The sequence below is a fragment of the Brevundimonas sp. LPMIX5 genome, from assembly GCF_003576505.1.
Taxonomy (GTDB): Bacteria; Pseudomonadota; Alphaproteobacteria; order Caulobacterales; family Caulobacteraceae; genus Brevundimonas; species Brevundimonas naejangsanensis.
This window is the reverse complement of the sequence record NZ_QWTZ01000002.1, coordinates 586,868-608,726: the sequence shown is the minus strand read 5'-3', so window position 1 is coordinate 608,726 and position 21,859 is coordinate 586,868. Positions and strand designations below refer to the sequence as shown.

Sequence of the window (21,859 nt, the reverse complement as noted above, 5' to 3'; positions counted from 1 at the left end):
GGCTTCGCAGAGAGCGGGGGCAAGCGTCGCCTCATTCATCCCTGTTGACGATCAGGTTGCGGGTCATCAGGGCCACGAACAGGGTCCAGGGCAGGTCCTGGTGCCGCATCAGCACGCTTTCCGACAGGCTGAGCAGAAGGAAGGCGGCCAGATAAGCCAGGCTCCAGTAGCCCTCCTGCCGCCCCAGGCCGGGCAGGCGGATCAGGACGGCGGCCGAGGTCACGGCGACGACGGCGCCGACCAGGCCGACGCCCGTCCAGCCCAGTTCGGCGCGCAGGTCCAGCCAGCCCTGGTGAGCGGACGGCACGCGCCAGCCCGTCTCATGGCGGATCCATTCCATCGGCTCGGCGTGCGGCAGCCAGAAGGCGCTGTAGCCATAGCCGAGCCAGGGTTTGCGCTCGGTCATCCGGCCGATGGCGTCCCAGATTTCGGTCCGGCCGGTCAGGCTGGGATCCTTGCCGAACAGGGCCAGAATCTCGACGGAGAACTCGCTCCAGATCCACAGGCCGCCGAACAGGGCGACGCCCAGACACCAGACGGCGATGACGCCGAACACCGGGCCCATCCGCCGGATCGCCAGACACAGGACCACCAGCCCGGCTCCCAGCATGGCCATGATGAGGGCGGTCTTGGATTGCGATCCCAACAGAGCCAGGGCGCAGACGCCCAGCGCGATCAGCGCCAGGTTTCGGTCGGCCTTCTGCTCCTGAGCGGCCATCAGGGCGGCGGCGGAGATCAGGCCCACGGCCATGACCATGCCCAACTGGTTCTTTTCATACCACAGGCCGCGCCACATCCCAGCGTTGACGTCGGCGTGCACGCCGAAGCCGGGAAAGGCGAAGACGGAGATCAGACTACCGACGCCCAGGACCAGGAAGGCGGCGGTCAGCATCCGGGGCAGGGCGATCCCGCGAAAGACCGCGCCGAGATAGACGGCGAACACACCGGTCAGGACCAGGGCCAGCACGCGTCGCTCGGTCACCTCAGGCGCCTGGGACCACAGGCTGGACGCCAACGCCAGAACCGCCATCAGCAGCAGGGGAATGAAGGCGGGCCAGGCCGCCGCCATGCGCCGCGCGCGAAATGCGGCCAGCCCCAGGATCACCAGATAGATCGGCGGCCAGATCAGCCGCAGCACCGGCGTCTCTTCCTGGTGGGGCGAGAAGATCGGGCCCAGCAGGGCGCCGGACAACAGGGCCAGGATCAGCCCGGCCGCCGCCTGTTCCCACAGGGTGGGGGCGTCGGGGTCGTGACGTGAATGGGCGAGGGCCCCTGTCACGCCTTCTCCACGAAGGTGTCGATGACCTTCTTCTCGCCCGCCTTATCGAAGCTCACGACCAGCTTGTTGCCCTCCACCGCGCGGACCTGACCATAGCCGAACTTCTGGTGGAAAACGCGATCGCCGCGGGACCAGCCGGACGCCGCCTTGGGATCGGCCGTGGCAATTAGGCGGCCTTCGCCCTCGATCACGGCGCGGCGGGCGTAGGCGGGCTTGGGCGTCTGGTTCGCGGTATAGGTCTGGGCGCGTTTCCAGCCGGGGCTGGAATAGCTGCCGCCGAAGGAAGGGGCGTCGTCCCAGCGGCTCTTGGCCTCCTTCATGCCGGTCGAGGCGCCGTAATAGCCGGTGTCCGACTGCGGCTCGACGTGGGCGATCGGTAGTTCATCGACGAAGCGGCTGGGCAGCTGCGAGGTCCAGCGGCCATAGACCATGCGGTTGGCGGCGAAGCTGATGCGCGCATCCTGCTTGGCGCGGGTGACGCCGACGTAGGCCAGGCGGCGTTCCTCCTCCAAGCCCTTCACGCCCTTCTCGTCGATGCTGCGCTGGCTGGGGAAGACGCCTTCCTCCCAGCCCGGCAGGAAGACCAGCGGGAACTCCAGCCCCTTGGCGCCGTGCAGGGTCATGATCTGCACCGAGCCTGAGCCGTCGGCGTTCTCGTCGCGGCGCTCAAGGTCCATGACCAGCGAGACGTGCTCCAGATAGGCCTGCAGCGTCTCGAATTGCTGCATCGACTGGGTCAGTTCCTTCAGGTTGTCCAACCGCGTCTGGCCGCTGGTGCGGTCGGCCTTCTGCATGGCGGTATAGCCGCTCTCGTCCAGCAGGGTCTCCGTCACCTGCCAGTGCGGCGTGCCCATCGCCATCAGGTCGCGCCAGCGGTCCAGGTCGCGCACGAAGTTGGCCAGCGGCGTGCGGGTACGCGCTTGCAACTCGTGGGTCGTGATCAGGTGACGCACCGCCCGCATGGCCGAGACGCCGTTCTCGCGCGCGATGTGCAGGATTTTCTGGACGCTGGTGTCGCCGATGCCGCGCTTGGGCGTGTTGACGATGCGTTCGAAGGCCAGGTCGTCATCCTCGGACTGGATCAGCCGCAGATAGGCGTGAGCGTCACGGATTTCCGCCCGCTCGAAGAAGCGCGGCCCGCCGATGACGACATAGGGAATGGCCAGCATCAGGAAGCGTTCTTCAAACGCCCGCATCTGGAATGACGCGCGAACAAGGACAGCCATGTCCTTGTAATTCATGCCCTGCTTGCGCGCGGTTTCGATCTCGTCAGCGATCAGGCGGGCCTCGGCCTCGCCGTCCCAGACGCCGCGCACGCGCACCTTGTCGCCGCTGTCGTCCTCGGTCCACAGGGTCTTGCCCAGCCGGTCCTGATTGGCCGCGATCAGGGCCGAGGCCGCGCCGAGGATGTGCTTGGTCGAGCGATAGTTGCGCTCCAGCCGGATGACCTTGGCGCCGGGGAAGTCGCGCTCGAAGCGCAGGATGTTGTCCACCTCAGCCCCGCGCCAGCCATAGATCGACTGATCGTCGTCGCCGACGCAGCAGACATTGCCGGTCGAGGACGTCAGCAGCCGCAGCCATAGATACTGGGCGACGTTGGTGTCCTGATATTCGTCCACCAGGATGTAGCGAAACCGGCGGCGATATTCTTCTGCCAGATCAGCATGTTTTGACAGGATGGTGATGTTGTGCAGCAGCAGATCGCCGAAGTCGCAGGCGTTCAGCGTCGCCAGCCGCGCCTGATAGGCGGCGTAGAGGGCCGGACCCTTGCCGTTGGCGAAATCCTCGCCGGGCGGCAGTTTGTCGGGCGTCCAGCCGCGGTTCTTCCAGTGGTCGATCATATGGGCCAGCGACTTGGGCGTGAACCGCTTGGTGTCGATGTTGGCCGCTTCCAGAAGCTGCTTCAGCAGCCGTTCCTGATCGTCGGTGTCCAGGATGGTGAAGCTGGACTTCAGCCCGACCAGTTCCGCATGGCGACGCAGGATCTGCGCCGCGACCGAGTGGAAGGTGCCCAGCCAGCGCAGTCCCTCTGACGACGGGCCGATCAGGTGGCCGATCCGCTCGCGCATCTCGCGCGCGGCCTTGTTGGTGAAGGTGACGACCAGCAACTCCCACGGCTTGGCCCGGCCGGTCGCCAGAATGTGCGCCAGTCGCGTGGTCAGGACGCGCGTCTTGCCCGTGCCGGCGCCCGCCAGCACCAGCACCGGCCCCTCGGTCGTCTCCACCGCCTCGCGCTGTTCGGGATTCAGGCCCGCCAGATAGTCGGACGCCGCGCCTTGCGGAGCCTGGGCGCGGGCGAGGTCGGAAATGCGGGGAACGGGCAGGTCGGTCACAGGGGCGGGTACTCGGCAGCGTCTGGGGCGGTCGCCCCGTCGGAATCTGAAGGGGAGAACATAAGCAGCACAGCGGCCAAAGTCAGTCCCCTTCGCCGCCTCAGTGAAAGGAACCGTGCAGCCAGAGCGTCGTTTTCCCAACTGACGGGGACTATAGAGGGAAAGGATGCCTGATGGCGGAAAACTCAAGCGGCGGCGGCAACGCCGGTCTGGCGTTCATCGTGGGCGGTCTGGTCGTGGTGGTGGCCATCCTGGCCTGGTTCCTGTTGGGACGAGGCGGCGCGCCTGACGCCAAAAAGGTTGATGTCGAGGTCAAGCTGCCTGAGGTCTCGGCCCCGGCTGCGCCGGGCGGTGAGTGAGCCATGACTGATCCCGATATTCCGCCCGAACGGGTCGTGCATCAGACGACGATCAATAACGCTCCGGCGCCGCGAAAAGGCGGCGGGACGGGCCTGGCTTTCCTTGTCGGCGGGCTTCTGGTCGCTGTGGCTGTCATCGCCTGGTTGGTCTTCGCCGGAGGACGGGCGCCTGTGCCGGAAACGCCGGACCTGAACGTCGACATCACCGTGCCGACACCGCGCCTTCCCGAGGTTCCGGACCGCCCGGCGCCGCCGGAACTGCCCCGGCCGAGCGAGCCGCCCCAGGTGGCCGCGCCTGAACCCAAGGCCTGACGCTGTGAAGGTCGCCCTGAAACGCGTCTATGAGGCTCCCGCGAAGACGGATGGGACGCGCATCCTGGTCGACCGACTGTGGCCGCGCGGGCTGAGCAAGGACAAGGCCAGCGTCGATTTGTGGCTGAAGGAAATCGCGCCCAGCACCGAGCTGCGGAAATGGTTCGGCCATGACCCGGAGAAATGGGCGGAGTTTCAGCGGCGCTATCGCGCGGAGCTCAAGGCCAATGGCGACGTAGTGTCCGAGTTGAGAGCCGCGCTCGCCGATGGCCCGGTGACGCTCGTCTATGGCGCGAAAGATGAAGCGCACAACGACGCCGTGGTGTTGGCGGATTATCTAGCCCAGGTCTGAACGGGCGGAGACGCGGCTATTTCAGCCGATAGCTGATCGTCGTGACGACGCGCACCTTCTTGTTCGGCGTGCCGGCCTCGTCGCCCGTGCCGTCGCGCGACAGGATTTCGAACGAGCCTTGCCCCGCTGTCTTGATGGGGCCGAGAGGCGCGCCGGAATCCTTGGCGAACTGTTCGGCGCCGCTGCGGGCGGCGGCGGTGGCCTCGGCGATCATGGCGGGACGCACGTCGTTCAGCTTGGTGAAGATGTAGGACGGGCCGTTGAAGTCCTGCAGCACCACGCCCTGACGCACCAGATCGTTCAGATTGCGCGTGGTGGTCTGGACCCGGTCCACGTCCGTGGTGCGCACGATGACGGTCTGGGTCAGGATGAAGCGCGGCCCGCCGGTCTGGCTCATATATTCCCGCGATCGGGTGTCGGCGACGCCCAACTGGCCCAGATCCACGGCGTCGTCGGGATAGCCCTGCGCCTTCAGGAACTGGCGCACGATGGCCAGGTCGCCGTCGATGCGGCTTTGAACCTCGGACAGGACATCGCCCGAGGTGGTGAAGCGGATGGGCAGGACGGCCAGGTCGGCCTTCACGTCCTTTTCCGCAAGGCCGCGCACGGTGACGGAGCGGTCGCCCGCGCGGGCGTTGATCACGCCCTGTCCGATCAAGGCGCCGCCGCCGATCAGGCCGACAGCCACCAGTCCGCCGAAGACAGCGGCTGGGATCAGGCGAGCGGTGTCGATGCGGTTGTCGTTCATGAGGTCTTTTCCTCTGCAAAGCTGCGGTCCCCTCCGGCCCACTGGAGGGCCAGAAGGCGACAGGAAGACGCCAGCGGACGACGACCTCGCCAGGCGTCGATGCGGATCATCAGGCCGGCGCGGCTAAGCGAAAGCTCCGTCCCGATGGCGTCCAGAACGGCCCAGAATTCAGGTTCCAGCGCCACCGAGGTGGCGTGGCCAGACAGCAGCACGGATCGCTTGATCAGACCGCTCAAGGCTTAGCGCACGCCCACCATGACGATGTCGGCGCTGTTCGGCGCGCCGCGGGTCAGCACCGAATGGCGCGTGTCCGTCGTGAATCGCAGGGCGCCCGATGCGTCACGAATTTCCGCGCGTGCGGCGTATTCCATGCGGCTGTCGATCCTGTCGTTCGGCACCGACAGGGTGACGGCGTAGGGCGGGGCGCGGCCGTCCAATTGCTGGCGCGTCTCGGCGATCACGAGCGACGGAGCATCCGCACGACTGACGTCCTCGATCCTGACCGTGAGGGTATGGCCCGGCGGCAGCATGATGCGTTCACGATAGGTCGCGCTGACGCTGACGTCGGTCATGTCCCGGGAGGCCTCCGGCAGGGTGGCGCAGGCGGCCGTCATCAGGGCCGGAATCATGACGAGCGGGGCGAGGAAAGAGCGCATCAGCGTCTCCATTGTGAAGGGGCAGCTTAGCAGAACGCACGAGCCTCACATATGGCTGCAAAGGTCGAGAGACGTGAGGCTGAAGCGGTGCTATCGCGATTTCTCGTTTGGTCCTGTCGAGTCCGCCGCGTGTCTCAGTCTGAAGCTCCATCGCCGGAAGGCGGATCGTCGATTGCCCGTTCGCCCGCCATGCTGGCCTTCGGCGGGGTGGGGGTCTGCGCCCTGATCTGGGGGACGACCTGGTACGCCATCACCTTCCAGCTTGGGGCGGTCGATCCAGTGGTGTCGGTGGTGCTGCGCTTCGGCATCGCCTCGGCTCTGCTGGCCCTGATCGTCAAGGCGACGGGCGGGCGGCTGGCCCTGACGCGCGCTCAGCATCTGGCGGCGCTGGGGCAGGGGCTGTTCTCCTTCGCCATCAGCTACGCCTTCGTCTACGCCTCGGAGGAGAAGATCGCCTCGGCGGTGGTGGCGGTGATCTTCGCCGCCCTGGCCTTCCTGAACCTGATCCTGTTCCGCGTCGCCTCGGGCCAGAAGGCGGCGCCTGCCGCCTGGCTGGGGGCGGGCCTGGGCGTGGTCGGCGTCGGCGTCCTGTCGGCGGGCGAGGTCATGGGCGCGGGGCTGGGCGTTCACGCCGTGGCGGGCGTCAGCTTCGCCGTGATCGCCGTCGTCGCCTCGGCCTTCGGCAACTGGTTCGCCTGGCGCGGCCAGCAGGCGGGCTCGCAGGTGCTGCCGTCGACCGCATGGGCGATGGCCTATGGCACGGGGACGCTGGCGCTGTACGCCCTGGTCACCGACGTGTCCTGGTCGGTGGCGTGGAGCCCGGCCTATGTCATATCCCTGCTGTATCTGGCGGTGTTCGGGTCGGTGATCGCGTTCGGCCTGTACTTCACCATCGCCAGGGCGAGGGGCTATGCGGTGGCCAGCTACATCTCGGCCCTGACGCCGCCGATCGCCATGCTGGTGTCGGTCATGTTCGAGGGGGCGCGGTTCGGCGTCCTGGCTCTGGTCGGTCTGGCCCTGGTGCTGGCGGGGCAGTTGTTCCTGATCCGCGCGCCGAAACGATCGGCGGCCTAAGCGTCAGGCTTGTCCCGCTTGTGGCCGTCCAACTGAGCGGCGTCGCGTTCGCGTTCCGCCCGCGTGGTCAGGCGCTCGGCCTTGGTGCGGCCGAAGGTCAGGCGGTTGGCCTCGGCCGTGCGTCTGGCGTCGACCTTGGCGCGAGCCTTGCGCGCCCGGTTCAGATTGACGATCTCGCCCATCAGGCGCGCTCCGGCATCGGGGGATGGACCATCGACATTGTGAACTCCCACAACAGGCTTGGCGGTGAACCCATGGCGGGCGGACCCGTTGTCTTACGGTCCTCACAGCCATTGGAGTAGACCATGATAAACGCCTCGATGATCAAGGAACATCAGGAAGTCGTCGGTTCCGACGGCGGCCACGTCGGTCGGGTGGATCACGTAAAGGGCGATCAGATCGAGCTCGCCAAACTGGATCTGGGTTCGGGTCTGAAACACCATATGATCCCGGTCAGCTGGGTGTCCCGTGTCGACGAGCATGTCCATCTCAACCTGAGCAAGGACGAGGCCAAGGCGCGTTGGACCGAGAAGCACTAGACCGGATTTCGCTCTGGCGTCGCCTTACCGCGATTTCATCAGAGGCCCCGCTGTAATCAGCGGGGCCTTTCGCCATATGAAGGGAGAGCAACGCGAAGGGGCGATTGATTTGATCCGACTGATCCTGAACCTGCTGTGGTTCTTCCTGGGCGGTTTCGCCTCGGGCCTGGCCTGGCTGTTCGGCGGACTGCTGCTGGCGCTGACGGTGGTCGGCCTGCCGTGGGCGTTTTCGGCATGGCGGATCGCCAGCTATTCCTTCTGGCCGTTCGGGCGTGAGATCGTCTGGCGCGATCCGAACCCGGCCGATCTGGGCGCAGGCTGTCTGGGCGTGGGGCTGAACGTGATCTGGCTGGTGCTGGCGGGCTGGTACATCGCCCTGGCGCATATCCTGATCGCCGTGCCGCAGTTCGTCAGCCTGATCGGCATTCCCTTCGCGCTGAAGAACGTCGAACTGGCGCGGCTGTCGCTGGCGCCGGTCGGGCGGACCATCCGCGACAAGGGCTGAACATAAAAAAACGCCGGCCGGGGCGAACCCGGCCGGCGTCTTCATATCTGGCGATGAGCGCGGCTTACTGCGGCGCGATCATCTTTTCAGGGCGGACGTATTCGTCGAACTCGGCGTCGGTCAGATAGCCGCCGCCGACGGCTTCCTGGCGCAGGGTGGTGCCGTTCTTGTGCGCCGTCTTGGCGATCTTGGCGCAGGTGTCATAGCCCAGCTTGGCGTTCAGGGCGGTGACCAGCATCAGGCTGTTTTCCAGGCCGTGCTTGATGTTGTCCTCGCGCGGCTCGATGCCGACGACGCAGTTGTCGGTGAAGCTGATCGCTGCATCGGCGACCAGACGCACCGACTGCAGGAAGTTGTAGGCCATCACCGGGTTGTAGACGTTCAGCTCGAAGTGGCCTTGCGAGCCGGCGAACGACAGGGCGGCGTTGTTGCCGAACACCTGGGCGCAGACCTGGGTCAGGGCTTCGCTCTGGGTCGGGTTGACCTTGCCCGGCATGATGGACGAGCCCGGCTCATTCTCAGGCAGCGACAGCTCGCCCAGACCCGCGCGCGGGCCCGAGCCCAGGAAGCGGATGTCGTTGGCGATCTTGAACAGCGACGCGGCGACCGTGTTGATCGCGCCGTGGGTGAAGACCATGGCGTCGTGGGCGGCCAGGGCCTCGAACTTGTTCGGTGCCGTGGTGAAGGGCAGGCCGGTGATCTTGCCGATGTTCTCGGCGACCTTTTCAGCAAAGCCCACAGGCGCGTTCAGGCCGGTGCCGACGGCGGTGCCGCCCTGGGCCAGCTCCATCAGGCGCGGCAGGGTCAGCTCGATGCGCTCGATGCCCATGGCGACCTGGTGAGCATAGCCGCCGAACTCCTGACCCAGCGTCAGAGGCGTGGCGTCCTGGGTATGGGTGCGGCCGATCTTGATGATGTGGGCCCAGGCCTTGGCCTTGGCGTCCAGCGCGGCGTGCAGGTGCTTCAGGGCGGGGATCAGGTCGTTGACCACCTGCTCGGCGCAGGCGACGTGCATGGCCGTCGGATAGGTGTCGTTCGACGACTGGCTCATGTTGACGTGGTCGTTGGGGTGGACCGGCTTCTTGGAGCCCATCTCGCCGCCCAGCATCTCGATGGCGCGGTTCGAGATCACCTCATTGGCGTTCATGTTCGACTGGGTGCCCGAACCCGTCTGCCAGACGACCAGCGGGAAGTGATCGTTCAACTTGCCCTCGATCACTTCATCAGCGGCGGCGATGATGGCGTCGGCCAGCTTAGCGTCCAGCTTGCCCAGGTCGCGGTTGGTCTCGGCGGCGGCGCGCTTGACGACGCCGAGCGCACGCACGATCGGCAGAGGCATCTTTTCCCAGCCGATCTTGAAATTGCCGAGCGAACGCTGGGCTTGCGCGCCCCAATAGCGGTCGGCGGCGACTTCGATGGGGCCGAAGGTGTCGGTTTCGATACGAACTTTGCTCATGTGCGCGGGACTCGTCTCTCAGGCGTGGCGGGAAGATGCCGGGCGGTGTAGCACGCAGGCGCGGCGGAGCAAGGCGAGCCGCTGATCACGAAAGGCGGACGGCGCGTGGACGGCTGGATCGGAACCGGAAAGGTCAGGGCGCGCGAGCAGGGCGAGGCGGTCGAAATCACCATCGACGGCCTGACCACCCAGGCCAAATACTATAAGCCTCTGGTCTATGAGTTCATGCGCAAGGAGTGGGCGTCACGCCCCTCCTGGGGCGACTACGTCGTCGAGATCGTGATGGAGCACGTCGGCGACCCGCCGTGGATGGATCTGGATAACCTGGCCAAGGCCCTGCTGGACGCCATCAAGGGCTATCTGTTCCACGACGATAGCCAGGTCGCCCGCCTGCTGGTCGAGCGTCGCGAAGGCGAGCGCGAGCGGATCAGCATAAGGGTGTTTCCCAGAGGATAAGCCGCCGTACGAAACTCTGCTGCGGCGTCCCTTTGAACAACAATGTTACTTGTGATTGTCGATAACGTCCCGCCAATATCCTCTATCAATGATTTCTGAAGGAGGGTGTGGTGAATTTTAGAATTCTAGGGAGCGTGGCTGCTAGCCTGACGATGTTCATCCTGGCAGGGGCTGCGGCTCCAATGCCGATGGCATCGAGCGCGGCGGCACAGATTGCTGATCCGGATGGATATTACTGCATGGGCTTTGATGAGTGTTGGCCTATCGCCTACCATCATTATGTCTATTCAGACGAGACCATGACAACAATGATTGGGAGTGGTTTCGATACCTGTAACGGCGGGCCCCACGTCACTACGCCTAGTCTGCCTAGCGGCTACGCCGTGAAGACAAGAATGTACGTCTGTACGGGCATGGGGCCTTACCTTCCCTGGGATTGGTGAGGTGGAATGAGGGGGAGAGCAGTGCCTCCCCCTCATTCGCTTTTGATCGGTAGGGCCCCTGTTTCGATCAGCAGCAGCGCATCAGCCCGCTGCGTTGGAGATCATCGTCTGCACGTCCTTGGGCTTGGCGAGGTTCGAGCCGGGGGTCTTATAGGTGGTCAGCTTGCCGCCTTCCCAAAGGCCGACTTCCAGCCCCTTGTTCGCCGGGTCGATCAGCAGATAGGCCGCGTTGACGCCGCCCTCATGCTGCTTGTTGCCCGAGGTGAACAGGACGGCGCCGTTCTTCTGAAGCGGGGCCTGGGTCTGCATATTGGTCGCCAGAACGTCGAACTTGGCGCCCAGCAGCGCCTTCAGGTCAGCCGTGATCGGGCTGTCTTCGAGCAGTTTGGTTTCGTTCGGATATTGGCCGACCTGAGCGTTCAGAGCGCTCCAGTCCGCTGTCGCCGTGGCGGCGGCGTCGGTCGGGGCGGGAGCGATTTCAACCGGCGCGGCGGGCGTCTCGGCGGGCGGCGTCGTTTCCGGCTGGTTGCAGGCTGCCAGCGTCAGGGCCGCGGCGGCGACGGAGATGAGGGACAGGCGCATCAATGACCTCGCTTGCATGGGGGAGGTCACGGCAATGCTTGCCTGCCGACAAAGGTTGCGCGCCCTCGAACGCGGCGACGTTATTTTTTGCGGAATTGGTCCAGGGAAACGACCTTGGGGCCGTCGTCGCCGGACGGCGGCGGGGCCACGGCGTCCGGGTCGCGCGCGGGCGGCGAGAGGGGCGCGATCTCGGCCTCGATGATTTCGGGTTCGTCGAACTGCAGCAGGAACTGCACGCTGGGATCGTAGAAACGGACCACGGCGCTGTAGGGCACGGTCAGCACCTTGGGCGCGCCGCCGAACTTCAGCATCACCGAGAACAGGTCAGGCTCGACCGCCAGATCCCAGTACTGGTGCTGCAGCACCACCGTCATCTCGTCCGGATATTTGGCCAGGACGTCGGGCGGGACGCTGACGCCTGCCGCGCGGGTCTTGAAGGTGATGTAGAAGTGGTGGGCGCCGGGGATGCCCTCGGGCATGGCCGCCCGCTCCAGCGCCAGGCGGATCACGCCGCGCAGAGCGTCCTGGGCGAGTTGCTCATAGTGCATCTCGTCGACAGGGGGAGTTTGATCCGTCATCAGCGCCTCAAAACAGGGGAACGCGTGACTGTTACCTGTCCAGCGCAGGCGACGGAAGACGCAGAGTCGCTGCTTCGGAAGGAATTTCGATTTCGCAGGAGTAGGGGGCTTCTGTTGCCAGGCGCCCCCCGGGCCCCGCCTAAGGATCTGAACCCCTAGGAGTTTAAGTTCGAAATCAACCGAACCGCATTACGCGGCGAGGCGGACTTCTCCAGCGAAGTTATCGTTCGCAGTTAGATAAAGGCCCGATACGGTGGGCCAGGACGAGCGAAAGCAATCCTCTTTACACGTCCGTCGATGCTAGTCGGCCCCATGCTGCCTCCGCCGATAACGCGGGGAAGAAGTTGGTGGAGCCGCCGGGATTCGCACCCGGGTCCGGTCCGCTTATTACAGGCGCGTTTATCGCCATAGCCCGGGCGAACCCGAGCAGGATCAATATAGTATGGGCGGCCTCGGCTTCCAAGAGGCTGGCGCAGAAGATCAGGCGAAACCGGCGAAGCGGGGCCAGTCTCGCTGCTGGTTGCGGAACCAGGTCAACTGACGCTTGGCGTAGTTGCGGGTGGCTTGCTTCACGGCCGCGACGGCGTCGTCCAGCGACAGTTCGCCCGCCAGATGGGCCGCCAGTTCGCGCACGCCGACTGCCTTCATGGCGGGCAGGTCAGGGGCCAGGTCGCGGGCGACAAGGGCGCGCACCTCATCTAGCGCGCCCTGAGCCATCATCGCATCCACACGCACGTCGCATGAGACGTAGAGACGATCGCGTTCTGGCTCCACGACAAGGGCGTCATAGCTGCCCGGCGCAAGCAGGGGGCGGGTGCCGGCCTTCCAGTCGCTGAGCGCGCGGCCGCTGGCGCGGTGCACGCTGAAGGCGCGGATCAGCCGCTGGCGGTCTGCGGGGAAGATGGCGGCCTCGGCGGCGAGGTCGACCTCGGCCAGGCGGCGGCGGAAGGCGGCCTCGCCCTCGGCGTCGAACTCGGCCTGAACAGCGTCGCGGATGTCGGCCTGGACAGGCGGGATTTCGGCCAGCCCCTTGGTCAGGGCGTTGAAGTAGAGGCCCGTCCCTCCGACCAGCAGGGCCGGGCGGCCCTCGGCGGCCAGTTCGGCCAGCAGGGCCATCACCGCCCGACTCCAGCGCCCAACGGACCAGGCGTCGGCGGCGTCGGCGACGCCGTAGAGGCGGTGCGGAATCTCGGCCTCGTCCTCGACCGACGGCCGGGCGCTGAGCACGCGCAGGTCGGCGTAAAGCTGCTGGCTGTCGGCGTTGATGATGACGGCGCCCGTTTCGCGCGCGCGCTGCATCGCCAGCCGCGACTTGCCCGAGGCGGTGGGGCCGGCGATCAGGGTGATGAGGGGTTGGGACAAAGGATCAACTCGCGAACGGACGCTTAGGGCGATAGAACGCCTGTCACCGGCCCGGCAAGTCGTCGGGTCTTCAAGGAGTCTTCATCGTGACTGACCGCGCCGCCGTCCTCGCTGTCCTTGACGCCGTGACCGACCCCAGGTCGGGGCAGGGGCTGGCGACCGCCGGGCTGGTGCAGGGACTGGTGGTGACCGACGGGCGTGCGGGCTTCGTCATGGAAGTTCCCGCTAAGGAGACGGCGCTTTACGCCCCGGTGCGCGATGCGGCCGAGGCGGCGCTGAAGGCCATGCCGGGCATGGAGCGGGTGTCGGTCGTCCTGACTGCCGAGGCCGTGACCGCCGCACCGGCGCGCCGTACGGCGGGACTGTCGAAGGCGGCGACGGATCAGGGGCGCCCCAAGGCGCCGGTTCCGACCGAGCGCCCGGCCCATGTGAAGCGCGTTCTGGCCGTGGCGAGCGGCAAGGGCGGGGTCGGCAAGTCGACGGTCTCGGTCAATCTGGCGGCGGCCTTGGCGGCTCGTGGTTTGTCGGTCGGGGTGCTGGATGCGGATGTCTATGGCCCGTCGCTGCCGACCATGTTGGGGATCTCGGGCCAGCCCGCCTATGAGGACGGGGCGATGGTTCCGCATGTGGCGCATGGGCTGAAGGCCATGTCGGTCGGCCTGCTGACCAAGGCCGAGGACGCCATGATCTGGCGCGGGCCGATGGCGTCGCAGGCCATCAATCAGATGCTGACCCAGACGCGCTGGGGAACGGAAGAGCAGCCGCTGGATGTTCTGGTCATCGACCTGCCGCCCGGCACCGGCGACGTGCAACTGACCCTGATCCAGAAGACGCCGCTGGACGGGGCGGTCATCGTCACGACGCCGCAGGAAGTGGCCCTGGCCGACGCGCGCCGGGCGCATACCCTGTTCGACAAGGTCGGCGTCCCCACGCTGGGCTTGGTCGAGAACATGAGCGGCGAGGTGTTCGGAACCGGCGGCGCCGAGGCCGAGGCTGCGCGTCTGGGCGCGCCCTATCTGGGCGATCTGCCGCTGGACGGGGCGCTGAGGCGGGCGGGCGACGCGGGGCGGCCATTGGTCGCCGTTGACCCGCAGCACCCGGCGTCCGAGCGTTTCAGGCAGATCGCCGCGAAGGTCGCCCAGTCCTTGGGTTTTTAGGTCGCTGGCTCTTAAAGGGAGGCCATGATGGCTGAGCAGGAACAATCCGTGGTCGTCTGCGGCATCGACGGCAGCGCGCACGCTGAAAGCGCCGTGCGCATCGCGGCGCAGTTCGCCAGGGCGAAACACGCCAGACTGGCTCTGGTGGCGGTCAATCCGCTCAGCTCGGCCAGCGGCCACCCGGATATTCGCGCCTGGAAGGCTGAGGAGCAGGACGCCATTCTGATGCGGTCGATGACCGAGGCGCGGCGTCATTGTCCGTCGGTTGAAGCGGTCACGACCGAGGGGCATGACGTGGCCGACGCCCTGATCGCGGCGGCCGTCGCCCTAGGCGCGGATCACATCGTGGTGGGCACGGGCGACCGCAAAGGGCTGGTGAACTGGCTGATAGGCTCCACCGCCAAGGCCGTCGCCGCCCGTGCACCGGTCAGCGTGACCATCGCGCGGTAGGCTTAAGCGGGCTCGACCACCACGGCGGTGCCGTAGGCCAGGACTTCGGTCACGCCGGGCATGATCTCATTGGCGTCGTAGCGCATGGCCAGGATGGCGTTGGCGCCTAGTTCCCGCGCATGGGCGATCAGGTCGTCATAGGCTTCCTGGCGCGCGGCCTCGGCCAGTTTGACATAGGCGCCGACCTTGCCGCCGATCATCGACTGGACCCCGCCGATGGCGTCGGAAATGACGTTGCGCGAGCGCACGGTGATGCCGCGCACCACGCCCAGCTGGCGCACGATGCGATGACCGGCCAGGTCATTGGTGGTGGCGACGATCATGAGAAGCTCCTTGGGGTTCAGCGGCGGTCCAGAACGGTGAAGGCGAAGGCGTGGTCGTCCTTCTCGCCCGCCTCATGCGGTTCAAACGCTGTGCGGACGAAGGCGGTTTCGTCAAACGCCGGGAAGACGGCGTCGCCTTCCGGGTGGGCCTCGACCTCGGTGATGTACAGGCGTCTGGCGCGCGGCAGGGCGGCGGCGAATATGGCCGTGCCGCCGATGACGCAGACCTCGTCCACGCCGTCGTCGGCCGCCTGTTCGCGGGCGATGGACAGGGCTTCGTCCAGCGTCGAACAGACGACGGCGCCCTTGGCCAGGCCCGCCTCGGCGTAGGATTCATCCTTGGTCAGGACGATGTTCAGCCGTCCGGGCAGGGGGCGTAAGGGAAGGCTCTCCCAGGTCTTGCGGCCCATGATGCAGGGCTTGCCCATCGTCACCGCCTTGAAGCGCTGCAGGTCCGAGCGCAGCCTCCAGGGCAGGTCGCCGTCCCGGCCGATGACGCCGTTCCTGGCGCGGGCGACGACGAGGGCGATATGGGGCAGGGCCAAGGCGGTTCTCCGGAGCGAATCGGGAGCGACGCGACGCCGCTCCCGTTCGTAGAAGTTAGGCGTCCGGCTCGAGCAGTTTCAAGCGGAAGAACAGACCACCGATCACCGCGCCGATGGCCGGAGCGACGAAGAAGACCCAGACCTGGCTCAGGGCCTGACCCCCAGCCAGCAGCGCTGGGCCGAAGCTGCGCGCCGGGTTGACCGAAACGCCTGTCACCTGAATGCCGACGATGTGGATGACCGCCAGGGTGATGCCGATGGCCACGCCTGCGAAGGCGCCGTGGCCCTTGGCGCCGGTCACGCCCAGAATGGCGATCAGGAAGATGGCGGTGGCGACGATCTCGAACGTCAGCGCCGCCTGCAGGCCGTATCCGCCCGGCGATCCGGCGTCGAAACCGTTCTGGCCCAGGCTGGCGAAGCCGGTCTTGGCGATCATGCCGATGATGGCGGCGCCGATGATCGCGCCGATGAACTGGGCGATCCAGTAGAGGACCATGTCCTTGGCGCCCATGCGCCCGGCGACGAAGGCGCCCAGGCTGACGGCCGGATTGACGTGGCACCCCGAGATCGGCCCGATGCCGTAAGCCATGGCGATGATGGCGAAGCCGAAGGCCAGGGCGATGCCCAACTGCCCGACGTGATCGAACCCGCCCAGCACGGCTGCGCCGCACCCGAACAGCACCAGAACCAGCGTGCCGATCAGTTCGGCGGCGAACTTCTTGATCATGGAACCCTCCCGTTTCCCACCGCCTGAGAGCGGATCGGGGGGAGGTTGCGCCTAAACCCGAAATTTCACCAGTCGCTGTTACGCGAGTTTACGTTTCGGTCTTGAGCCAGCTCAGCCATTTGCGCTGCATCGCGGCGTTCAGGTCGACGCCGGCGCGGTCGCAGTAGATCAGCAGCATGCCCAATACGTCCGCCGCCTCATCGGCGAGGGCCTGAGCATCGGCGGCGCCGCGCGCCCTTTGGGTTAGACGCAGATGCTCGGCGGTCAACTCGCCCAGCTCTTCCTGCAACTTCAGCAGGGCCCAGTCGCGATCACGGTCGATGGCGTGTTCGCGCGCGTAGATGTCGGAGATGCGCAGCACATCCGCTTGGAGGTCGGTCAGCTTCATGCGGGGATCAGACGGCGACGGCGGCCTTGATGTGCGGCCAGGATTGGTAGTCGTTCAGCACGAAGTCCGACAGCTCAAAGCCGAACAGGTCGTCCTTGTCCGCCACCGTCAGGATCGGCAGGGGGAGGGGGGCGCGGGTTAGCTGCAGCTCGGCCTGCTCCAGGTGGTTCAGATACAGGTGGGCGTCGCCGAAGGTGTGGACGAAGTCGCCTGGCTCAAGCCCCACGACCTTGGCCAGCATATGGGTCAGCAGGGCGTAGGAGGCGATGTTGAAGGGCACGCCCAGGAAGACGTCGGCCGAGCGCTGATACAACTGGCAGCTCAGCCTTCCATCCGCGACGAAGAACTGGAACAGGCAGTGACAGGGCGGCAGGGCCATGTCGTCCACGTCGGCCGGGTTCCAGGCGCTGACGATGTGGCGGCGGCTGTTGGGATTGGTCTTCAGTCCGTGAACCAGTCTGGCGATCTGGTCGATGCTCGAACCGTTCGGGGCGGCCCAGGAGCGCCACTGTTTGCCATAGACGGGGCCGAGGTCGCCCTCGGCGTCGGCCCACTCGTCCCAGATGCTGACCCCGTTGTCCTTGAGCCAGGCGATGTTGGTCTCGCCGCGCAGGAACCACAGCAGTTCGATGAAGATCGACCGCGTATGCAGCTTCTTCGTCGTCAGCAGGGGGAAGCCCCTGGAAAGGTCGAAGCGCATCTGACGCCCGAAGACGCCCAGCGTCCCCGTACCGGTGCGGTCGTCGCGCCGCACGCCGTTGTCGAGGATGTCCCGCAGCAGATTCAGATACTGCCATTCGGGATGGTCGGCGGGCGCGGCCGCCGTGCGGGCTTGCAGGTCTGCGATCTGGACGGCGGCGTTCATGCCATGAAGATGCCGCTGATTCTCTTTGGAGGGCAGGGGCCTGATTCTCTTGCTCACAGAAAAAAGAAAACGCCCGCCGACTGCTCGGCGGGCGCTCCTTGTTTCAACGCGCTCTTACTTGCCGGGCGCGAGGCGTTCGTTCTGGACCCAGCCGACATTGTCGTTGTCGTCCATGACTTCCCACCAGGCGCCGTCGCGGTTGCCGGTGGGGTAGAGGCGCAGGCCGACCGGCAGGGCGCGGACGACCGAGCCGCCGCTGGGCGCCGAACGCAGGGTCGAGGCTTCCTGGACCGTATAGCTCTGGATCGGAGCGGCCTGGGCCGCCGAACCGCCTTCCAGGCCGCCCATCTGGGTCACCATGTCGGTGTAGGCCTGGATGAAGGACTGGGCCACGATGCGGCCGATCTCGGTGTTTTCATAGCTGCCGCCGCCCAGGGCGCCCGCGCCGAAGCCTGCGGCGCCCGCGCCCCAGCTCATGTCGCGTTTTGAGGCGTAACCTTCGGTCACCAGCTCGGTTTCCGAGGTGCGGACGTTGGTCAGCGACAGGACCGTATTGGCTTCCATGTTGCGCGTGCGCAGACCGCCGACGAGGGCGCCTGCACGGCCGCCCAGCGCCGCGCCGGCCAGACCGGCCAGGGCGTTGCCGCCGCTGTTGGCGTTCTGGCTGGCGATTTCGCCGACCAGCACATAGTCGGCCGCGCGCACCTGGCCGCCGCCGACGTTGGAGCCGCGCTGCAGGTCGCCGCCCGAGGCCATCTCGCGTTCGCGCTGGGCGACGCTCATGCCGGCGCCGCGATCAACCAGGGTGAAGCAGCCCGAACGCTGGATCACGACGCGCAGCAGGCTTTGCGGCGGCGAAAGCTGCAGCTCACGCCAGTAGTCGGATTGTCCGTCGGCGATGGTGATCGAGCCGAGGCTGGCGCGGCAGCGCGGGATCTGGGCCATCTGGGCATCCTGCGCGCGCTGCGCGCCGCTGCGGGCCTGGGCCTGCGATACGGTCGGCAGGACCGAGGCGGTAATCAGAACGGCGAGGGCCGGGGCGATAAGACAGGTCTTCAAAACGTGATCTCCTGGTTTGCTATCAAGCTTCACGGCCCTTGGGCGCCGACACGCGGCGGGCGGAAACGCCGTAGCAATACGGTCGAGCTAAAGGAACCTTGTTTATTGACCGGCGGTCAGGCGTTCCTGCTGTAGCCAGCCAATGTTGTCGTCAGAGTCCAGTACCTCTACCCATTGGCCGTCGGACTTTCCGGTCGGGAACACTGTGGCGTCAGCGGCAAGGGGCCGGATGGCGTCGCCGTTGGGGGTTGTGCGCAGCACAGTCGGCAGGGCTAGTCGACGGTTGGCCATGTTCGGGGCTGCGTCGGCGCGGCGACGGGCTTCTTCTTCTTGCCGGATTTCTTCGCGCAGCCGGCGGCGTTCCTCTTCGCGTGCGCGGTCAAGGCGCTCCTGTTCGCGACGTTCCGCATCGGCTTTGCGGGCGGCTTCGGCTTCACGCTCGGCGGCGGCGGCGCGGACAGCCTCGCGGTTGGCTAGCGTGACTTTCGGCGTCTGGTCGCCCGTACCGCCAAGGCTGGTCACCAGATCAGCGTATCCGCGCACCAGGGCCAAGGCGATCACCTTGCCCTCATCCTGCCTCTCATAGCCAGCGCCGACGCGGCCGCCGAAGTGGTTGTCGCGGATGCGAAGGCCGCGCAAATCATCTTTATTGGCCACGGCGCGCGTGCTGCCGACGGTTTCAGCCAGAGGCACGCTGGCCAGCGAAAAGACGATCTGGGCGTCCTCCTTGCCGCGACCGATGTCCTTTTTCAGGTCGCGAATTCGCTCGACCGTATTGGCGTTCAGCGCCTGGGCCGGGGCGGCCTGGCCGCCTTGCTGACCGCTCAGAGCGCTGCCAGCCATGTTCATGGCGGCGTTCATGGCCTGCAGTTGCAAGGGATTAAGCCCGGCCTCGGCGCCCAAGCCGCCCAGACCGCCGACACCTCCGCCCAAACCTCCGCCCAGATCGCCGCCCGTGGCTGCGGCCAGGCCGGCCGTGAGCAGGGCGCGCCCGCCGACCGCCGCCAGCGAGCCAAGCAGTCCTGACCTACGATCGCTGTCGGTCGATTCAATGGGGTTCGCGAGTTCGGCGACCAGGACGAAGTCGGCCGTGCGGATGCGCGCGGCGCCGCCCAGGTTGCGCTCGCGCTCGACTAGATCCATGCCCGGCCCGCGCTCGATCAGGGTGAAGCAGCCGGAATCGCGGATCACGGTGCGCAGCAGTTCTGTCGGGGCTCCCAGACCCATCTGGTCGAACAGAACGCCTTGGGTTTCGGCGATCGCCACGGTTCCGAGGTTCTGGCTGCAGCGCGGGGCTTCATTGATGACCTGGGCCGTTTCTGCATTGTTCCGCCGGCCGAAAATCTGAGCGTCAGCCGGGGAGACCGAGACGACGAACAGGGCCGAGGTAGCCATCAGGACGAGCGCGAAACGAGACATTATGAACCGGTCGATTGTGGAGAACCGGCCCGCCTTTAGCTTTGCCGTTGCAGCAAAGCAATCAGTGTTAGCCCGAAAAGCCGCCTGCATTGAGGAAGGCCGCTTCCTCTGGGGAGGTCGCGCGTCCCAGGCAGTCGTTTCTGTGCGGGAAGCGTCCGAAGCGCTCGATGATGTCGCGATGAATCACGGCGAACTTGTAGGTCTGCGCTTCGGTCGCCTCATCCAGCAGCGTCAGCAGCTGTTCCTGGTTCTCCAACGATTCAGAGTGCATCAGCGGCATCAGCACGAAGGGGCGCAGCTCAGGCGCGACCTCGCGATCATGCCCGCGCTGAATCGCTTCCTTAGCGAAGGAGACGGCCAGGGGGTCGGTTGCGAACATATGGGCGGTGTCGCGAAAGGCGTTTCGCGGCAACTGGTCCAGCAGGATGATCAGAGCCAGGGCGGCGTCAGGCGTCTCAAGCCAATGATCCAGCCGGCGGGCGGCGGCGGCGAAGTGGGTATCGCTGCACCGCTCAGTGAAGGCGCGATCGAAGGCGGCGTCCTTGGCGAACCATTTTTCGGGTCCGGCGTCGGTCCAGAAGGCGATGACTTCGGCGGGGGTCTGAAGCTGGGTCATGCGGCCAGCCTAGCAGCAGCGCGCCAAAAGGCACGACCTTGCGGTGGCCCGGCGTTCGCAATGTTAAAGGAAGAAATGGTCGGAGTGGCAGGATTCGAACCTGCGACCCCCGCGTCCCGAACGCGGTGCTCTACCAGACTGAGCCACACTCCGACTTTCGCAATCAGGCGATCCGTGGGCCGCCGCTTGCGTCGAGGAGGGGGCTTATAGCCATGCCGACGGGCCCTCGCAAGCGGGTAAATGAGCCTCCGGAAAAAACTCTTGGGTCGATGAAAATTCTTTCCTTTTCAGGTGTTGCATCCCCCGAAACCTTGGCGTATCTGACCGCTCCTCGCCGCGACGCACTGCGGCGGCGGGGAACACCGGACCGCTGGGGAATGGTGTAATGGTAACACTACGGTTTTTGGTACCGTCATTCTAGGTTCGAGTCCTAGTTCCCCAGCCATCGTCCGAGAGGGGTAGAGCGCATCAAGCGCCCCCTTTGAGGTTCAGCTTTCATATCAAATGCTTCGTTGCGCGCGATAGTCGTGGGCGGTCTGCTGCCCGGGTTGCTGTGCGACCGGCCCAGTCGGGACTTTGAAACCGGATGAGGCGCTCGGTTTGGGGCGCTGTTAGTCAATCCAATGCGCTTCAGGGCCGGATGGCGGAGCGGTTACGCGGCGGAGTGCAAATCCGTCCAGCCTGGTTCGATTCCAGGTCCGGCCTCCACGCGCGCCCCGCAGAGCTGAAGCGTGAGGCGCGTTGATCCCTGTTGCATCTCATCTAGTCTGAGGCCGCTGAGGAGAAGATCATGTCGCGTTTGCGGCCCGCGCCCCCGGTGGAGGCGTCCGCCTGGCTCAACACCTCATCGCCTGTCGCGCTGGAGGACCTGCGCGGAAAGGTGGCGTGCTTGGTGTTTTTCCAGCGACTGTGCCCTGGCTGTTCCCACTATGCGATGCCGCAGGCCCGGCGCGTCGTGGAGACGTTCACCTCTGGCGAAGTGGCGGTCATGGGCGTGCACAGCGTGTTCGAACACCATGAGCAGCAGACAGACGAAGCGGCTCTGTCTCGCTGGCTGACGGAGCAGGGGTGCAGGTTTCCTGTGGCTGTTGATGCCCAGTCCGACGGCCGCGTGATGACGCCGAAGACCATGACCGCCTATAATTTGCAGGGCACGCCCAGCCTGGTGCTGGTCGATCGCCAGGGGCGCCTGAGGGCGCGCCATTTCGGCCCGGTATCGGATATGCGTCTGGGCGCCGAGATCATGGCCCTGCTTCTGAAAACCGGCTGAACCTTA

At 66.1% G+C, this 21,859-nt stretch carries 28 protein-coding genes, 3 tRNA genes and 1 other RNA gene; 12 read left to right on the top strand and 20 right to left on the bottom strand.

The features are described 5' to 3' along the window. Window positions 1-31: 31 nt before the first annotated feature. The gene (locus tag D1604_RS04030; protein WP_119412268.1) at window positions 32-1,279 is read right to left on the bottom strand and encodes an O-antigen ligase family protein; all 1,248 of its coding nucleotides are present in this window, start codon (window positions 1,277-1,279) and stop codon (window positions 32-34) included. Further along, window positions 1,276-3,612, bottom strand: a complete 2,337-nt coding sequence (locus D1604_RS04025; RefSeq protein WP_119412267.1) for an ATP-dependent helicase — start codon at window positions 3,610-3,612, stop codon at window positions 1,276-1,278. The genes D1604_RS04030 and D1604_RS04025 overlap by 4 nt, the downstream gene beginning before the upstream one ends. A gap of 173 nt (window positions 3,613-3,785) precedes the next feature. Between D1604_RS04025 and D1604_RS04020 the strand changes: the two genes are divergently transcribed. From D1604_RS04020 to D1604_RS04010, 3 genes are read left to right on the top strand one after another with little or no spacing between them, the layout of a single operon-like run. Continuing rightward, window positions 3,786-3,971, top strand: a complete 186-nt coding sequence (locus tag D1604_RS04020) for a hypothetical protein (protein ID WP_119412266.1) — start codon at window positions 3,786-3,788, stop codon at window positions 3,969-3,971. A gap of 3 nt (window positions 3,972-3,974) precedes the next feature. Further along, complete coding sequence (locus tag D1604_RS04015) at window positions 3,975-4,283, top strand: hypothetical protein (protein ID WP_119412265.1); 309 nt, start codon at window positions 3,975-3,977, stop codon at window positions 4,281-4,283. A gap of 4 nt (window positions 4,284-4,287) precedes the next feature. After that, a complete protein-coding gene (locus D1604_RS04010; RefSeq protein WP_119412264.1) occupies window positions 4,288-4,635 on the top strand; it encodes a DUF488 domain-containing protein in 348 nt (115 codons plus the stop codon). 16 nt (window positions 4,636-4,651) lie between these two features. On the opposite strand, the gene D1604_RS04005 is transcribed toward D1604_RS04010, so the two are convergent. Genes D1604_RS04005 through D1604_RS03995 form a run of 3 tightly spaced genes read right to left on the bottom strand, consistent with a single transcriptional unit; the run spans window position 4,652 to window position 6,039 of the window. Further along, window positions 4,652-5,383, bottom strand: coding sequence for an SIMPL domain-containing protein (locus tag D1604_RS04005; protein ID WP_024354089.1), 732 nt, complete (start codon window positions 5,381-5,383; stop codon window positions 4,652-4,654). Beyond that, window positions 5,380-5,619 carry a ribbon-helix-helix domain-containing protein gene (locus D1604_RS04000; RefSeq protein WP_024354090.1) on the bottom strand — a complete coding sequence of 80 codons (240 nt, stop codon included), beginning with the start codon at window positions 5,617-5,619 and terminating at the stop codon, window positions 5,380-5,382. The genes D1604_RS04005 and D1604_RS04000 overlap by 4 nt, the downstream gene beginning before the upstream one ends. Window positions 5,620-5,622: 3 nt before the next feature. Beyond that, window positions 5,623-6,039 carry a YbaY family lipoprotein gene (locus D1604_RS03995; RefSeq protein WP_119412445.1) on the bottom strand — a complete coding sequence of 139 codons (417 nt, stop codon included), beginning with the start codon at window positions 6,037-6,039 and terminating at the stop codon, window positions 5,623-5,625. 129 nt (window positions 6,040-6,168) lie between these two features. Between D1604_RS03995 and D1604_RS03990 the strand changes: the two genes are divergently transcribed. Then, on the top strand, window positions 6,169-7,113 hold the full coding sequence (locus D1604_RS03990) for a DMT family transporter (RefSeq protein WP_233551850.1): 945 nt from the start codon (window positions 6,169-6,171) through the stop codon (window positions 7,111-7,113). Here the strand turns inward: D1604_RS03990 and D1604_RS03985 are convergent. Next, complete coding sequence (locus D1604_RS03985; RefSeq protein WP_119412262.1) at window positions 7,110-7,295, bottom strand: DUF4169 family protein; 186 nt, start codon at window positions 7,293-7,295, stop codon at window positions 7,110-7,112. The two genes, D1604_RS03990 and D1604_RS03985, sit on opposite strands and share 4 nt — an antisense overlap. A gap of 123 nt (window positions 7,296-7,418) precedes the next feature. On the opposite strand from D1604_RS03985, the gene D1604_RS03980 reads away from it, so the two are divergent. Both D1604_RS03980 and D1604_RS03975 read left to right on the top strand, forming a co-directional pair. Further along, on the top strand, window positions 7,419-7,652 hold the full coding sequence (locus D1604_RS03980) for a DUF2171 domain-containing protein (protein WP_003167222.1): 234 nt from the start codon (window positions 7,419-7,421) through the stop codon (window positions 7,650-7,652). Window positions 7,653-7,761: 109 nt separating this feature from the next. After that, window positions 7,762-8,157, top strand: a complete 396-nt coding sequence (locus D1604_RS03975) for a YccF domain-containing protein (protein WP_024354094.1) — start codon at window positions 7,762-7,764, stop codon at window positions 8,155-8,157. Window positions 8,158-8,221: 64 nt separating this feature from the next. Here D1604_RS03975 and fumC read toward each other — a convergent pair whose 3' ends face one another. Next, on the bottom strand, window positions 8,222-9,613 hold the full coding sequence (gene fumC, locus D1604_RS03970; protein ID WP_024354095.1) for a class II fumarate hydratase: 1,392 nt from the start codon (window positions 9,611-9,613) through the stop codon (window positions 8,222-8,224). 105 nt (window positions 9,614-9,718) lie between these two features. Between fumC and D1604_RS03965 the strand changes: the two genes are divergently transcribed. Beyond that, complete coding sequence (locus D1604_RS03965; RefSeq protein ID WP_119412261.1) at window positions 9,719-10,069, top strand: RusA family crossover junction endodeoxyribonuclease; 351 nt, start codon at window positions 9,719-9,721, stop codon at window positions 10,067-10,069. Between the two features lie 524 nt (window positions 10,070-10,593). Here D1604_RS03965 and D1604_RS03960 read toward each other — a convergent pair. From D1604_RS03960 to miaA, 4 genes are all read right to left on the bottom strand, one after another. Further along, complete coding sequence (locus tag D1604_RS03960; RefSeq protein WP_233551849.1) at window positions 10,594-11,094, bottom strand: hypothetical protein; 501 nt, start codon at window positions 11,092-11,094, stop codon at window positions 10,594-10,596. Window positions 11,095-11,174: 80 nt separating this feature from the next. Next, window positions 11,175-11,672, bottom strand: a complete 498-nt coding sequence (locus tag D1604_RS03955) for an SspB family protein (protein ID WP_119412259.1) — start codon at window positions 11,670-11,672, stop codon at window positions 11,175-11,177. Window positions 11,673-11,771: 99 nt separating this feature from the next. Next, window positions 11,772-12,139, bottom strand: a transfer-messenger RNA (tmRNA) gene (ssrA, locus tag D1604_RS03950). A 13-nt stretch (window positions 12,140-12,152) separates the two neighbouring features. Then, window positions 12,153-13,034 (bottom strand): tRNA (adenosine(37)-N6)-dimethylallyltransferase MiaA, encoded by an 882-nt coding sequence (gene miaA / locus D1604_RS03945; protein ID WP_119412258.1) that lies wholly within the window; start codon window positions 13,032-13,034, stop codon window positions 12,153-12,155. Between the two features lie 86 nt (window positions 13,035-13,120). Here miaA and D1604_RS03940 point away from each other — a divergent pair, with 86 nt between their 5' ends. Together D1604_RS03940 and D1604_RS03935 are read left to right on the top strand one after the other, a co-directional pair. Then, entirely contained in the window at window positions 13,121-14,191 is a 1,071-nt protein-coding gene (locus D1604_RS03940; protein ID WP_119412257.1) for an Mrp/NBP35 family ATP-binding protein, read from the top strand. Between the two features lie 27 nt (window positions 14,192-14,218). After that, the gene (locus tag D1604_RS03935; RefSeq protein ID WP_119412444.1) at window positions 14,219-14,641 is read left to right on the top strand and encodes a universal stress protein; all 423 of its coding nucleotides are present in this window, start codon (window positions 14,219-14,221) and stop codon (window positions 14,639-14,641) included. A gap of 2 nt (window positions 14,642-14,643) precedes the next feature. Here the strand turns inward: D1604_RS03935 and D1604_RS03930 are convergent, their stop codons facing one another. From D1604_RS03930 to D1604_RS03890, 9 genes are all read right to left on the bottom strand, one after another. Beyond that, the gene (locus D1604_RS03930; RefSeq protein ID WP_119412256.1) at window positions 14,644-14,964 is read right to left on the bottom strand and encodes a YbjQ family protein; all 321 of its coding nucleotides are present in this window, start codon (window positions 14,962-14,964) and stop codon (window positions 14,644-14,646) included. 17 nt (window positions 14,965-14,981) lie between these two features. Further along, window positions 14,982-15,509, bottom strand: coding sequence for a dihydrofolate reductase (locus D1604_RS03925; protein WP_119412255.1), 528 nt, complete (start codon window positions 15,507-15,509; stop codon window positions 14,982-14,984). A 55-nt stretch (window positions 15,510-15,564) separates the two neighbouring features. Then, window positions 15,565-16,236, bottom strand: coding sequence for an aquaporin (locus D1604_RS03920; protein ID WP_029673444.1), 672 nt, complete (start codon window positions 16,234-16,236; stop codon window positions 15,565-15,567). 88 nt (window positions 16,237-16,324) lie between these two features. Beyond that, window positions 16,325-16,624, bottom strand: coding sequence for a hypothetical protein (locus D1604_RS03915; protein WP_003167209.1), 300 nt, complete (start codon window positions 16,622-16,624; stop codon window positions 16,325-16,327). Window positions 16,625-16,631: 7 nt separating this feature from the next. Further along, entirely contained in the window at window positions 16,632-17,489 is an 858-nt protein-coding gene (locus D1604_RS03910; RefSeq protein WP_119412254.1) for a thymidylate synthase, read from the bottom strand. Between the two features lie 114 nt (window positions 17,490-17,603). Continuing rightward, the gene (locus D1604_RS03905) at window positions 17,604-18,548 is read right to left on the bottom strand and encodes a CsgG/HfaB family protein (RefSeq protein WP_119412253.1); all 945 of its coding nucleotides are present in this window, start codon (window positions 18,546-18,548) and stop codon (window positions 17,604-17,606) included. 102 nt (window positions 18,549-18,650) lie between these two features. Then, a complete protein-coding gene (locus D1604_RS03900) occupies window positions 18,651-19,967 on the bottom strand; it encodes a hypothetical protein (protein ID WP_233551846.1) in 1,317 nt (438 codons plus the stop codon). 67 nt (window positions 19,968-20,034) lie between these two features. Continuing rightward, the gene (locus D1604_RS03895) at window positions 20,035-20,583 is read right to left on the bottom strand and encodes a DUF924 family protein (RefSeq protein ID WP_119412252.1); all 549 of its coding nucleotides are present in this window, start codon (window positions 20,581-20,583) and stop codon (window positions 20,035-20,037) included. Window positions 20,584-20,659: 76 nt separating this feature from the next. Next, window positions 20,660-20,736: transfer RNA gene (locus tag D1604_RS03890), tRNA-Pro, on the bottom strand. Between the two features lie 218 nt (window positions 20,737-20,954). Between D1604_RS03890 and D1604_RS03885 the strand changes: the two genes are divergently transcribed. The 3 genes from D1604_RS03885 (at window position 20,955) to D1604_RS03875 (ending at window position 21,853) form a co-directional block, all read left to right on the top strand. Continuing rightward, window positions 20,955-21,028: transfer RNA gene (locus D1604_RS03885), tRNA-Gln, on the top strand. A 189-nt stretch (window positions 21,029-21,217) separates the two neighbouring features. Continuing rightward, a tRNA-Cys gene (locus D1604_RS03880) sits at window positions 21,218-21,291 on the top strand. Window positions 21,292-21,373: 82 nt separating this feature from the next. Further along, window positions 21,374-21,853 carry a peroxiredoxin family protein gene (locus D1604_RS03875; protein ID WP_119412251.1) on the top strand — a complete coding sequence of 160 codons (480 nt, stop codon included), beginning with the start codon at window positions 21,374-21,376 and terminating at the stop codon, window positions 21,851-21,853. Window positions 21,854-21,859: the final 6 nt, after the last annotated feature.

What these genes read in the sequence shown, in the direction of transcription:
- D1604_RS04020 (WP_119412266.1), top strand. Translation starts at nt 3,786, where the DNA reads ATGGCGGAAAACTCAAGCGGCGGCGGCAACGCCGGTCTGGCGTTCATC.
- D1604_RS04015 (WP_119412265.1), top strand. Translation starts at nt 3,975, where the DNA reads ATGACTGATCCCGATATTCCGCCCGAACGGGTCGTGCATCAGACGACG.
- D1604_RS04005 (WP_024354089.1), bottom strand. Translation starts at nt 5,383, where the DNA reads ATGAACGACAACCGCATCGACACCGCTCGCCTGATCCCAGCCGCTGTC.
- D1604_RS03995 (WP_119412445.1), bottom strand. Translation starts at nt 6,039, where the DNA reads ATGCGCTCTTTCCTCGCCCCGCTCGTCATGATTCCGGCCCTGATGACG.
- D1604_RS03985 (WP_119412262.1), bottom strand. Translation starts at nt 7,295, where the DNA reads ATGGGCGAGATCGTCAATCTGAACCGGGCGCGCAAGGCTCGCGCCAAG.
- D1604_RS03980 (WP_003167222.1), top strand. Translation starts at nt 7,419, where the DNA reads ATGATAAACGCCTCGATGATCAAGGAACATCAGGAAGTCGTCGGTTCC.
- fumC (WP_024354095.1), bottom strand. Translation starts at nt 9,613, where the DNA reads ATGAGCAAAGTTCGTATCGAAACCGACACCTTCGGCCCCATCGAAGTC.
- D1604_RS03960 (WP_233551849.1), bottom strand. Translation starts at nt 11,094, where the DNA reads ATGCGCCTGTCCCTCATCTCCGTCGCCGCCGCGGCCCTGACGCTGGCA.
- D1604_RS03955 (WP_119412259.1), bottom strand. Translation starts at nt 11,672, where the DNA reads ATGACGGATCAAACTCCCCCTGTCGACGAGATGCACTATGAGCAACTC.
- D1604_RS03935 (WP_119412444.1), top strand. Translation starts at nt 14,219, where the DNA reads ATGGCTGAGCAGGAACAATCCGTGGTCGTCTGCGGCATCGACGGCAGC.
- D1604_RS03930 (WP_119412256.1), bottom strand. Translation starts at nt 14,964, where the DNA reads ATGATCGTCGCCACCACCAATGACCTGGCCGGTCATCGCATCGTGCGC.
- D1604_RS03920 (WP_029673444.1), bottom strand. Translation starts at nt 16,236, where the DNA reads ATGATCAAGAAGTTCGCCGCCGAACTGATCGGCACGCTGGTTCTGGTG.
- D1604_RS03915 (WP_003167209.1), bottom strand. Translation starts at nt 16,624, where the DNA reads ATGAAGCTGACCGACCTCCAAGCGGATGTGCTGCGCATCTCCGACATC.
- D1604_RS03910 (WP_119412254.1), bottom strand. Translation starts at nt 17,489, where the DNA reads ATGAACGCCGCCGTCCAGATCGCAGACCTGCAAGCCCGCACGGCGGCC.
- D1604_RS03900 (WP_233551846.1), bottom strand. Translation starts at nt 19,967, where the DNA reads ATGTCTCGTTTCGCGCTCGTCCTGATGGCTACCTCGGCCCTGTTCGTC.
- D1604_RS03895 (WP_119412252.1), bottom strand. Translation starts at nt 20,583, where the DNA reads ATGACCCAGCTTCAGACCCCCGCCGAAGTCATCGCCTTCTGGACCGAC.
- D1604_RS03875 (WP_119412251.1), top strand. Translation starts at nt 21,374, where the DNA reads ATGTCGCGTTTGCGGCCCGCGCCCCCGGTGGAGGCGTCCGCCTGGCTC.